This window comes from Bacillus cereus group sp. BfR-BA-01492 (assembly GCF_022662815.1).
GTDB lineage: Bacteria > Bacillota > Bacilli > Bacillales > Bacillaceae_G > Bacillus_A > Bacillus_A cereus_BD.
Window position 1 is genome coordinate 13427 of the sequence record NZ_JAKUEH010000024.1, and the last position, 12190, is coordinate 25616.

Consider the following 12190-nt stretch of genomic DNA (forward strand, 5'->3'; position numbering starts at 1 on the left):
CTTAAAATTAATTTTTCTTGTTACTCTTTGCTCAAATCTAGACTTTCTACATTCCTTTTTCAGACGATTTGTTTTTAATCCGGTGCTGAAACGACAGAGTCGCGAGAAATACAGTTACTCCCCACAAGAACAATCCTCCGTAAGTGACCACATACACCCAAATGGCTAATCCTTCGATGTATCCTTTTGGAAGCACTCCTAAAAATTGAAGGGCTGTCAAGAAGCTAACTAGGACTGTTAATATCCCAACTGACCATCCTGATATGATTAATAACCATTTTGGTAGCTTTTCTCCCCATGAAGTCACGAGCGCTAAAGCAAATAAAGATGCCAGTATTGCTAAGACAGCTGTGAAGTCTATTCCAATAGTATATAACGTATATAAAAAGGACGATTCTTCCTTTAATGTATTACCAAACTCCGCTACACCTTGTATAGCTTGTTTTGTTGTAAGCCCTACGGTTACTCCCCATGCCCAAAGCGATTTTAAAATTGCATACGGCAATAGTGCAAGAGTTACAACATAGCCCCACCCTTTAGTCAAATAAGGTTTATCAGCTATTTCTGATCTCATACGTTTCTCATATTTTAAGTGCAAAAGATATTCTCCCCTCTCATTTTCTTTTATTCATATTCACCTCAAACATCGGTGTGCAAAATAATCAAAATATGCATTTATTTTTTCCTTACTCTACAAGTAAGATCACATTCCCTCGGCCTACTCTTCCTCTTTAAATATATAGTATATTATGATAAAAATAGAAAATAATAACAAATAAAGTTATAAAAAGAATAGGGGCTTTGTAAAATGAAACGAAAAATAATTTTCTTACTTACTCTTCTTTGTATAGTATTTCCTATACAAGTAAGTGCCTTTACATTTCAAGAACTTCCTGTTGCCTCAAAGTCTAAACAATGGTATATCGAAATTGATAAATCTTACAACTCAAACAAACAAGCGATACAACCGAAGCAAGGTGTATATGATACATATAGTTTATTCGTTAAAAATATCGGTAAAGATGTATCAAATGTATCTATAGAAATATTTGGTAATGATCCATCAGCTAAAACTACATTTAAACCTACCGCATCACATACAAATGTCTCAAAAAGTCATACAAGTTTTGATTATATGGTCTTCCCACTATATTTTACTAGCCATACATTTAAAGTTGTCATGACTTGGGAAGAAAAAGAATTTACTTACAACGGGCATCCAGAAAGTAAAAGTAAAAAGATGCAACAAACATTTATATTTACTGAAGAATAACAATCTTTTCAAACGAAAAAGGTGTTTTCTGTGGAGAAAACACCTTTTTCGTTTATTACATTTTTAAATTACTTTTCAATGTCCAATATTTTTCTTGCTTATTTTTCATTGAAAACTCTACCCATCCATTTGGATCTTCACGATGAACTGTTACTTTTAATCCATTCGCTAATGTTCCCATTTCATTTTGTGTAATGTTTGGGATACTCTTAATTTTCAAATCGTATGGATATGGCACTTGATAATACTTTCCAGATGCCTGAACAGTAATTTCTTTGATTCCTAAATCTTTATATGGAATTTCATTTCCTAACGCTTCAACATCTAATGTATGTGGGTTTTTCGGTAATCTGTTGGCATTTTTATAATCATTTCGATCAAACGGCTTAATACGCTCCATTAAACCAGCAATTTTTCCAGCCCATTCTGGATCGGATGCATATTTCACATTCATACCAACTAATGTTGGACCATTATTATAGATTGCACCTTCCTCTAAATAGCGCTCTCTCACATAGTTAGCATTATACGAAATACTATCACGATATGTTGGTAAATATTTTGCATGATAGAATGGATCGCGATCATATGCACGTAGTCCAAATAAATTATGTTTACGATACGCAATTTCAGATCTTCCATATCCAGATTCTAAAATTGCATGTGCCGCTAAGTAAAGAGCATTTACACCATGTTCATTTTGCGCTGCAATAAAGTCTTGCCCATGGCCAATTAACGGGCTATCAGAACGCGATTTCTTAAGAAAATTATCAATTTCTTCTGCTGTTACATTAGAAGCTAATGTTAAATCTAAATTTAAATACGATTGTTCCGCATTGAATAAAAATTGTGCGTATTCCTCACGTGTTACAGTTTTTGATGGATAAAATGCACCCGTTCCATCTCCCTCTGCCAGTCCGTTAGACTGCAACGCACTAATTGCATCTTTCGCCCAAGAATTTGGATCCACATCATGAAATGTATGATTTGCCTTTACTTTTAAATGATAAGCTCTTTGTAAAATCATTGCCATTTCAGCGCGAGTTAATGAATCCTTCGGTCTAAAGTTTTTGTTCTCATCCCCTGTAAAGATTCCCATCTCCGTTAAAGCTAAAATTTCATTTGGAAACATTGTTGTACTTGCACTTACATCATGATATGGATTTTTATATTCTGTTTTCGCTTCTGGTTTCAATGTACGATAAATAAGTGCAGCCACTTGTTCACGCGTTACACTGTCTCCCACTCCAAATTTACCGTTGTCATAACCTGCAATTATGTTTCGATTTGCTAAATCATTGATTGCCTCATATGCCCAATGGCTCTTTGGTACATCTGGAAATCCTTTTTCTGCCGCAAATGAGGTTGTTGGAACCATTATAACTTGTAGTGCAGCTGTCATTGCTAGAACATTAGAAATTACTTTTTTCATCTTACTTTTAACACGTTATGTACTTACTCGTCCCGTGTTAACTAGCCTCCTTTTTTCATAAAATACTAGCATTTCATCTATCAAACTAATTCACACTTTCCTCTTCTTACAAGAGGGAGATAAAAAATACCCTATGCTACGAGATAAATTAGCTAACGATAAAAGTATACGTTATTAAAAACAACTAATCTAGCCCTATATTTTTAAAATTAACATAAAACGATATATCTCTCTATTTTAATGAGAAATTATATTTTAAAAGAAGAATAGTTTATCTGAATGCTAAACTTTAAAATCAAATCGTTATTTTACTAATTGGTACTTGAGCACGTCATACATTTTCCATTTGTAATCCCCTCTTTTTTCACTGCTTGCAAACCTAAAAAAAATTAATTTTCCGAATTTAAATAAAAAACTTGATTCCTCGAAAAATTTAAATTATTATAAAACAAATGTTACCAACAACTTCATAACTAAAACACTCTCGCCTAAAACGTGAGATAGAGGTTGCAACACTTATGATTATTCTAAAGGAGACACAGAGATGTCAATGAGTTTAGAAGAAAGGAAGTGTTGCCGAAATCGATAAATTTCTCTGCATTTATCGATTGGGGCTGTTTTCGAATAGAAACAGAACTGTCATATATACAGACGTGTATATATGAAGAGCTATCTACAAAAAAGAAATATCATGTTTATAATGATATTCCTTTTTTGGCGATTTTTTTATTAGCTCCGTTTTCTGTTTCCCTTTTCCTGTAACAGCACCATCCTCATCTATTTGAGATGGTGTTTTTTCTTTTCTGTCCGGTAACTACAGGAATATTGGGGATTTTCACATTACTCTCCTACATTACATTTTCTGATTTATTGTCAAAAATAAGCTGAAAGAAGGAATGAACTATGGAAACGATTGTGCAAAAATTCGGCGGTACTTCGGTCGGAACTATTCAGCGCATTCAACATGTCGCTAATTTAATTATCGAGGAATACGAGAAAGGACATAACGTCGTCACTGTCGTCTCAGCAATGGGCAAAAGTACTGACGAACTCGTTGCACTTGCTACTTCTATTACAGAAAATCCAAGTAAGCGCGAATTAGACATGCTGCTGACAACTGGTGAACAAGTAACAATTTCTCTCTTAACAATGGCATTGCAAACAAAAGGATATCAAGCTATTTCACTAGCAGGTTGGCAAGCTGGTATTACAACTGAACCTGTGCACGGAAAGGCCCGCATTACTGATATCCGCACAGAGCGAATTCAATCTTATTTACAAGAAGGGACAATTGTTATCGTAGCTGGTTTCCAAGGATTAAGTGAAGAAAAAGAAATTACAACCCTAGGCCGAGGTGGTTCTGATACAACTGCTGTTGCATTAGCAGCTGCTCTTAAAGCAAAGAAATGTGATATTTATACGGACGTAACTGGTGTTTACACAACTGATCCACGCGTTGTAAATAGTGCATATAAATTAGATGAAATCTCTTATGATGAAATGTTAGAACTTGCCAATTTAGGGGCTGGTGTCCTACATCCGCGTGCTGTTGAATTTGCGAAAAACCATAATGTCGTATTAGAAGTTCGTTCCAGTATGGAACAAGAAAACGGAACAATTGTAAGGGGAGAATGTAACATGGAACAACAATCAATCGTAAAAGGTATTGCATTTGAAGATAATATTACACGCGTTACAATGAAAGGATTAGAACACGGCTCATTATCAACGATTTTCTCTACATTAGCAGAGGCCCATATTAATGTTGATATTATTATTCAAAGTATTACAAATGAAGGAACTGTGCATCTATCCTTCTCTATTCACTCAAGTGACTTAAGAGAAACATTAGAAGTATTAGAACAAAATCAAGAAACACTTCACTATGAATCTGTAGAATATGAAAATCATCTTGCGAAAGTATCCATTGTAGGATCTGGCATGGTGTCTAATCCAGGCGTCGCTGCCCAAATGTTCTCTACATTAAAAAAAGAAAACATTCATATTAAAATGGTTAGCACCTCTGAAATTAAAATATCTGTTGTTATTGATCGTCTACATTTAGTAGATGGTGTAGAAGCACTTCACCAAGCATTTATGGCAAAAGTGGAACCATTGGTACAAATGAATAAATAGACTTGCTACATAACAGCAAAGAATTTTTCTTTGTTGTTATTTTTTCTCTAGCTCATTATGATTTTGTTACACTATGACACGTGAAATATTTTCCATATCATTTGAAAAAGCAAGAAAACTATGGAAAGGTAGAAAAGATTCATATTATACTTCCAAATTCATAACCTTTCTATAAAGTAGCAATTCTATAGAAAGAAAACAACATGGACATAATAAAAAACAATTTCCTCTTCTATATAGTGGAAATTGTTTTTTATTATTTGCAAATTAACTTCCAAAAAAGATACCTACAAGAGCGTAAATAATAACTGTGGAAAATAAAATCGTCATATGGAAAAGCGAGAAAATAAACAATGATTTTGCCCATTTCTCTGAATCCATTTTTTTATACCCATAAATACTTAAAGCCAACCATAAAATGCTTAACAGAAGCGATACTAGCATAAGGCCAATACTTAATGATCCTAAAAGAATACTTATGATAATTAAAATAACTAAATACACATTTGTTTGTATATATGTTCTTTTAATCCCCTTCACTACTGGAAGCATCGGAACGTTCGCAGCCTCATACTCTTTATGTTTACGAATCGCTATTGCATAGAAATGAGGCATTTGCCAAATAATCATAATAATAAAAAGGCCAATAATAGCTGGATGTGTTACATCTGGATATATAGCAGCCCAACCGATAAGCGGCGGCATTGCCCCTGAAACACTTCCGATTTCTGTGTTGTAAATGGTTCTTCTTTTGCTCCACATTGTATATGGTACAACATATAAAAATAAACCTAAAAACCCTAGTATTGCTGCTAAATATGTCGTTAACGCAAGAAATACTAAACCAGAAATCGTCATCAATATTCCAAGCCACAGTACTGTCTTCGAACTTATATCCCCCGTCACAGTCGGCCTATTTTTTGTTCTCTCCATAATAGAGTCAATATCACGATCGTATAAATTATTAAATGCCCCCGCTGCTCCTATTATTAAAATAGAACCTATAAAAGCAAATAAAATCTCTGGTATTTTTTCAAACGGACTTATTTTATATTTATATAAAGCGAGTGTCAATCCAGCAAACATTGGAACTAAATTCGATTTAATAATTCCAGTTTTAATAGTTTGAGCCAAAATTTCCGATCGTTGTCTTTTGGCGTTTGTTACTTCTTTTTTCCTTCCCATAATATTTTTTCTCCCTTCTATTAGATTATCTTACTACAATAGAAAAAATTATTCCTACTTTTTAATCCACTATTTTAGGGCAGTGAAATTTCCATCTAAAAAAAAGAAGATGAGAAATCACTGCCCGTTCATATGTGATAAAGAGTATGAAGCTTCTCGGTCACTTTATTTTTTCTTCTATGTATCGTTCGCAAATTATATACTAATTTGAATTAATATACTACCCGGTATATTAATACCTTATGATATAATTGTCAAGAGAGGGGGGATATGATGAGCCGCCAAAGATTAACTCAAGAACAACGAAAACAGGAAACACGAAAGTTACTTTTAGAATCCGCTTTTGAAACATTTGCTAAATTAGGCTTCCACGGAGCCTCTGTTGATAAAATTGCGGAACATGCTGGATTTAGTAAAGGAGCCGTTTATGCTCATTTTCATACGAAAGAAGAACTATTTCTAGCAATTGTAGATAGACAAATGCACATATATGTACAAGATATTTGTAACATGATAGAAAAAGAGCAATCATTAGAAAGCTTTATCGAGACGATAGATCAATATTCCCATTCTATTAGACAGAAAACAAAAACATGGAATATGCTTACTATGGAATTTCTTCTATATGCCATGCGTGAAGAATCGGTGCGAGATAAATGGGCGAACATGATTGATGATACGGTAGAACAAATTTCTAAGTCTATTGAAAATTTTATACAAAACGCAGACTATCAAGCTACTTTATCAGCGAAAGAAATAGCGTGGACTATACTGTCATTAGAAAACGGTATCTCTATATTTTATAACATAAGCCAGCAGCATATGCCGATGAACCTCTATAAAAAGGCTCTACAAAACATGTTGCTATCCTTCGATGAGAGCTATATTAGAAAAACCCTCTAAATAGAACACAATTCTACTTAGAGGGTTTTCTGTTTTTTTAAAACAAATGAATGTTTTCCTTCTTACAAGCTTCACGCATTTCATCAGGCCATACAGAAGATTGAACTTCACCGATATGTGCTTTACGTAAGAAGTACATGCACATTCTTGATTGGCCAATACCACCACCAATTGTTAATGGTAGTACATCTTCTAAAATTCCTTTATGGAAATCGTAATCGCGTTTGAAGTCTTCTCCAGCTTTCGTTAGCTGTTCGTCAAGTGATTGACTATCAACACGAAGTCCCATTGAAGATAATTCAAATGAAGATTGAAGTACTGGATGCCAGAATAAAATATCACCGTTTAATTTCCAGTCATCGTAGTCAGCTGCACGTCCATCATGTTTTTCACCAGAGCGAAGTACATCACCAATTCCAATAATAAAGACCGCACCATATTCTTTCGCAATTGCATGTTCACGCTCTTTCGATGTTAGCTCTGGATATTTATCTTCTAATTCTTGCGAAGTAATAAATACAATATCTTCTGGTAAATATTTACCGAGGAATGGGTACTTTTCAAATAAATGATCTTCTAAATCTTTAAATATTCCATAAATCGTCCGTACTGTCTCTTGTAAGTATTCCACTGTACGCCATTCTTTTTGAACAATTTTTTCCCAATCCCATTGGTCAACGTAAATAGAATGTGTTGCATCAAGCTCTTCATCACGACGAATTGCGTTCATGTTTGTATATAAACCTTCACCAGCTTCATAGCCATATTCATGCAGCGCAAGTCGTTTCCACTTCGCTAGTGAATGAACAATTTCTAATTCTTCTCCTGAATGTAGCATATCAAATTCAATTGGGCGTTCTACACCGTTTAAGTGATCATTTAAACCTGATTTTTTCGTTACGAATAATGGTGCAGATACACGGAATAGTCCAAGTCGTTTTGCTAATTGATCTTCAAAAAATGTTTTAACTTCCTTGATTGCGATTTGTGTTTCTCTTACTGTCATTAATGATTGATACATGCCTATTTCCTCCTAAAATGTTTGGATGTAGTGGAAAGAAGCCAACAAAAAAAGCCCTCCTTTCCCAAAAAACTGGGACGAAAGGCTTTGGTTCCGCGGTACCACCCAAATTAGCAACAGAGGTTGCTCACTTATACAGTACGGAGATAAAAATCTCGATACTGCTCTTCTTGTAACGGCGAAGTTCCCGGCTAAGTCTACTTTCCATAGTTGGATTTCGGTTAGCGACTCCAGGAGGTTCTTCATAATAGACTTCGTATCAGGCTTACACCATCCCTGACTCGCTTTGACTACGTCCTACTACTACTCGTCCTTTCATAGTCTTTTTTGTTGTCACATCTCTGAAACATTTTATTAATGATTATTTTATACAAAAAATAGAGAAAGTCAACGAAAAGTTTCAAAATATGTTTCAATTCTTTATTTTATGGCTTTATTGATTGTTGTTAATATGTCATCTTTACTTCTTTTGCCTCGTCAATCCGAAAAACGTTTCACTGACCGAAACTAACATATACACAGCAATTAATATAATCGTTCGAAATATAGAATCCGCAGTATTTCTTATTATTTTCATTTTCTTTGTAATTCCTTTCAATATTACTTGCAAATTCATGATATACTATAGCATTCAAGTCGTTTTTTACTTAAGACAAACATAGTCCTTTATCAAGATTATTTTCTAAATGATTGACTATTATTAAATAAAGTTTTTATATAACGGAGTGATGATATGAGTAAAGCGAAAGCAAAACCGAAAAAAGGTGTAGGACAAGGTACCGGAAGCAAAGGATGGAACCGTTGGCAATCAAGTGCAAGGAAAAAGAAAGCTGCAAAGCCATATAAAAGTAAAGGGACTAACAAATAGATTTTGTTTTATTTCTTTACTTTGTTCAAAACAAAATAGAATTATTACAGCAAAAAAGCTATACTTTCACCTAGATGAAAGCATAGCTTTTTTCCGTTTAAATCATAAGTATATCCCGAATTTCTTCCTCCGTAATAGAAAATAATTTCTCTTCCCCCGGTTCAATCACTTCCGCAATTAAATTTTTCTTACTCTCTTGAAGTTCATGTATCTTTTCTTCAATTGTTCCGTGGGCTACTAACTTAATCACTTGTACTGTATTTTTTTGCCCCATTCGGTACGCTCTATCCGCCGCTTGTTGCTCAACTGCTGGATTCCACCATAAATCGTATAATATTACCGTATCTGCACCAGTTAAATTAAGGCCAGTACCACCAGCTTTTAAAGAAATAAGAAATAGATCCCCTTCCCCTTCGTTAAACCGATTACATAGCTCTACACGCTCTTGCGAAGGTGTATTCCCGTCTAAATAAAAGTATGGAATGGCTTGACGATTTAGCTCACGACCAATAATGGAAAGCATCTTCGTAAATTGAGAAAAAATTAAAATACGCTTCCCTGTACTTCTACATTCCTCTAAAATCTCTAACAATTGTTCAAATTTAGCTGAACTGCCCTTGTAATCATCAACAAATAAAGCAGGATGACAACAAATTTGTCGCAATCTCGTTAAACCAGCTAAAATTCTAATTTTATTTTTACGTAACGTATCTTTATCTAAATGCTTTAACGTTTCTTCTCTTAACTTTGCTAAATATGCTGCATAAAGCCGCTTTTGATCTGGTAATAACTCCGATGATTGTAAGTGCTCTATTTTATCTGGCAACTCATTTAATACGTCTTCTTTTAGCCTTCTTAATACAAATGGTTTCACTCGCTTCGCTATATCTTCACGTCTTAAATCACCGAACTCTTTTTTTCCTGGTAGTAGTTCTGGAAAAACGACATAAAAAATCGACCATAGCTCTTCTAATGAATTTTCTACAGGTGTTCCCGTTAATCCAAAACGGTACTCAGCCTGAATTACTTTCACCGCTCTTGCCGTTTGCGTCGTATGATTTTTAAACGCCTGCGCCTCATCTAAAAATAATGTATGAAATGGCTCTGAATACAGCCTCACATCTCGTCGTAATAAAGGATACGATGTAATCACCACATCGAAATTCGTCATATTCCTTAAACGATTTCGGCGCTCTATTTGCTTCCCATCTACAATCATTGCTCGTATATGAGGAGCAAATTTTCGAATTTCATGAAGCCAGTTATACACCAATGAAGACGGTGCCACAACTAAGACAGGCAGCTTTTTTTCCCGAATTTCAGGCAAAACGGAGACAATGTACGCAATACTTTGAAGCGTTTTGCCAAGTCCCATATCATCTGCTAATATACCGCCAAAACGATAATATGCTAACGTCTTCATCCATGCAAATCCATATTTTTGATACTCTCTTAGTACTGTCGTTATCCCCTCTGGTACAGGAAATTTGAGATTTCTAGGATTTTGAATATTTTCTACCAAATCTTGAACAGATTGGTCCATATTTAAAATGTTTCCTTCTTGAAGTGAGCTTAGCCATTTTATACTACGCACAAGCGGTACATTCACTTCTTTTCCTTGTAAAAAATCTTTTCGAATACCTGATTCTTTTACAAATTGGTTGACCTCGTTAAATTCTTTACTTTCAAGTGATAGCAAGGATCCATTTGCCAATCGGTAATATTTTCGCTTCTCTTCCAGCGCTGCTAGCACCCCTTTAATTTCAGCTTCTGGAATTCCTTTTATATCAAACCGGAATGATAACCAATCTATTCGCTCTTTTCGCCTTACTCGTACAAGAGGGCCACTGCCTCCTTTTACAATCCGCAACTGAATCGCTGTCGTCGCATAAACAGTAAGCAACTTTTTTAACTTTGGTACAACATGATATAAGAAATGATATTCCGCTTCCTCATTGTGCATAAAATAGCCGCCTTCCGTTTTCGCAAAGGCACTTTCATCCATAATCCGCAATATTTCCCGCTCTTTCTGCTCATCTCGATTTAAAACAGTCGGTTGTCCCTCTTCTAGCGGATTGATTACAACGTTCCCATATTGAAATTCAAGCCCTGCTAATAAGCGATTTTTCACTCGATCTAAAAATAGTTTTGCTTTTAAAGAAGGCATTTCAAACCTTTCTGATACTATTTCATCCATCCGAACTGTCCCAATCTTCATTAACCCTGGTACAACCTTTTCGATAAACGGCTCTATTTTATCACTTGGAATATGAAATTGATTACTTATGGACTGGTTCATCATCTTTTTTAAGGCAATAAGCCTATTACAATCCTCTATCGTTAAAGAATATAGCTTTCCTTCTAAAAGAGCATACCCATACGTACTCATCACTTCCACCTTTTGCAAGCCAGCAATTTTCAACATATAACCGCTGTTTTCTCCCTTATGAAATGCAAATATTAAAGGTAACAATCCCCCTGAAATATGAAGCCCATGGTATACTTGCTCACCTTGTATAAAACTCACAAAAGAAGCTTTAGAAAGCAAAGTAAGCATCTCCTCCCAAGAAGCGGGCGGAATAAAAATCATACTTTCATCTTGTTCAGAATGTATTTGCAACGATTCTACATACATTTTCTCATTTTGATAAATTTGAATAAGTCGTTGAATAATAGCATCTGTTTCTTGCTCGAAACTATGTTCTTCTGATATGTAAGTAAAATCATTTGTACATGTAAAAGATTCTCTTCGCTCGACCTTATGTAGAAATTCTCTAATCCTATGTATAAAGTATTGTTTCTTTAGCTGTAATTGGATACCTAATACCGCTCCGCCGCTTTTCAAAGATACCGGCACACAAATGAATTCCACATCTAGTACTTCACGTGTATCGAAACGATGCTGCTTACTCTTTGGACGTAGCGGCTTTCGATCAAATAGGTGCAACATACCATTTGCCAATCGCTCATCTTCAGCATATATAGAACTTGATTTTTGATTCATCTCAAGCGATTGCTCTTGTTGAAAATGATTGATGGAGAACAATACAGCTGCAATATGCTGACAGTATAATGGAATAGACGCAAGTGAAGGACATGTACATGTTCCAACAACATTACCATGATTCGCTTTTTCTATCACAACATAAAAATCTTCCGTTCCTTTCACAGTTGCCTCATAAACATTGCTCTCAACGTGATAATTTGTAATATGTACCCGATTTTCTCGATAATACATTTCACCTTTTTTATATGCAGCTGCTCCACATAACCGTTTAATCATTGTTTTATTTACCATACATGTAATCCTTTCTTTGAAATCAAAATCCTCCATCTACTAAAATGATATTAAAAAATATTAAACCATATATC

9 protein-coding genes, 1 riboswitch and 1 other annotated feature are annotated in these 12190 nt (G+C 34.8%); of the genes, 4 read left to right on the forward strand and 5 right to left on the reverse strand.

The window, feature by feature from the left end:
- Positions 1 to 46: 46 nt before the first annotated feature.
- Entirely contained in the window at positions 47 to 598 is a 552-nt protein-coding gene (locus MR063_RS19765) for a hypothetical protein (protein WP_242200944.1), read from the reverse strand.
- Positions 599 to 808: 210 nt separating this feature from the next.
- Between MR063_RS19765 and MR063_RS19770 the strand changes: the two genes are divergently transcribed.
- Entirely contained in the window at positions 809 to 1273 is a 465-nt protein-coding gene (locus tag MR063_RS19770; RefSeq protein WP_242145752.1) for a hypothetical protein, read from the forward strand.
- A gap of 55 nt (positions 1274 to 1328) precedes the next feature.
- Here the strand turns inward: MR063_RS19770 and MR063_RS19775 are convergent, their stop codons facing one another.
- The gene (locus MR063_RS19775) at positions 1329 to 2705 is read right to left on the reverse strand and encodes an S-layer homology domain-containing protein (RefSeq protein ID WP_242200946.1); all 1377 of its coding nucleotides are present in this window, start codon (positions 2703 to 2705) and stop codon (positions 1329 to 1331) included.
- A gap of 493 nt (positions 2706 to 3198) precedes the next feature.
- Positions 3199 to 3385, forward strand: a riboswitch (Lysine riboswitch).
- Between the two features lie 223 nt (positions 3386 to 3608).
- On the opposite strand from MR063_RS19775, the gene MR063_RS19780 reads away from it, so the two are divergent.
- Complete coding sequence (locus tag MR063_RS19780; RefSeq protein WP_242200948.1) at positions 3609 to 4841, forward strand: aspartate kinase; 1233 nt, start codon at positions 3609 to 3611, stop codon at positions 4839 to 4841.
- A gap of 267 nt (positions 4842 to 5108) precedes the next feature.
- On the opposite strand, the gene cyoE is transcribed toward MR063_RS19780, so the two are convergent.
- Positions 5109 to 6026 carry a heme o synthase gene (cyoE, locus tag MR063_RS19785; protein ID WP_242145749.1) on the reverse strand — a complete coding sequence of 306 codons (918 nt, stop codon included), beginning with the start codon at positions 6024 to 6026 and terminating at the stop codon, positions 5109 to 5111.
- Between the two features lie 273 nt (positions 6027 to 6299).
- Between cyoE and MR063_RS19790 the strand changes: the two genes are divergently transcribed.
- Positions 6300 to 6929, forward strand: coding sequence for a TetR/AcrR family transcriptional regulator (locus MR063_RS19790; RefSeq protein ID WP_242200949.1), 630 nt, complete (start codon positions 6300 to 6302; stop codon positions 6927 to 6929).
- Positions 6930 to 6966: 37 nt separating this feature from the next.
- On the opposite strand, the gene asnA is transcribed toward MR063_RS19790, so the two are convergent.
- Entirely contained in the window at positions 6967 to 7950 is a 984-nt protein-coding gene (gene asnA, locus MR063_RS19795) for an aspartate--ammonia ligase (RefSeq protein ID WP_242200951.1), read from the reverse strand.
- 70 nt (positions 7951 to 8020) lie between these two features.
- Positions 8021 to 8278 (reverse strand) — a binding site (T-box leader).
- A 405-nt stretch (positions 8279 to 8683) separates the two neighbouring features.
- Between asnA and MR063_RS19800 the strand changes: the two genes are divergently transcribed.
- Positions 8684 to 8818: a DUF3934 domain-containing protein gene (locus MR063_RS19800; protein WP_242200952.1), complete on the forward strand. Its 135-nt coding sequence runs from the start codon at positions 8684 to 8686 to the stop codon at positions 8816 to 8818.
- A gap of 97 nt (positions 8819 to 8915) precedes the next feature.
- Here MR063_RS19800 and MR063_RS19805 read toward each other — a convergent pair whose 3' ends face one another.
- Positions 8916 to 12116, reverse strand: a complete 3201-nt coding sequence (locus tag MR063_RS19805) for a DEAD/DEAH box helicase (RefSeq protein ID WP_396021863.1) — start codon at positions 12114 to 12116, stop codon at positions 8916 to 8918.
- Between the last annotated feature and the right edge of the window lie 74 nt (positions 12117 to 12190).

What these genes read in the sequence shown, in the direction of transcription:
- MR063_RS19780 (WP_242200948.1), top strand. Translation starts at nt 3,609, where the DNA reads ATGGAAACGATTGTGCAAAAATTCGGCGGTACTTCGGTCGGAACTATT.
- MR063_RS19775 (WP_242200946.1), bottom strand. Translation starts at nt 2,705, where the DNA reads ATGAAAAAAGTAATTTCTAATGTTCTAGCAATGACAGCTGCACTACAA.
- MR063_RS19790 (WP_242200949.1), top strand. Translation starts at nt 6,300, where the DNA reads ATGAGCCGCCAAAGATTAACTCAAGAACAACGAAAACAGGAAACACGA.
- cyoE (WP_242145749.1), bottom strand. Translation starts at nt 6,026, where the DNA reads ATGGGAAGGAAAAAAGAAGTAACAAACGCCAAAAGACAACGATCGGAA.
- asnA (WP_242200951.1), bottom strand. Translation starts at nt 7,950, where the DNA reads ATGTATCAATCATTAATGACAGTAAGAGAAACACAAATCGCAATCAAG.
- MR063_RS19805 (WP_396021863.1), bottom strand. Translation starts at nt 12,116, where the DNA reads ATGGTAAATAAAACAATGATTAAACGGTTATGTGGAGCAGCTGCATAT.
- MR063_RS19800 (WP_242200952.1), top strand. Translation starts at nt 8,684, where the DNA reads ATGAGTAAAGCGAAAGCAAAACCGAAAAAAGGTGTAGGACAAGGTACC.
- MR063_RS19770 (WP_242145752.1), top strand. Translation starts at nt 809, where the DNA reads ATGAAACGAAAAATAATTTTCTTACTTACTCTTCTTTGTATAGTATTT.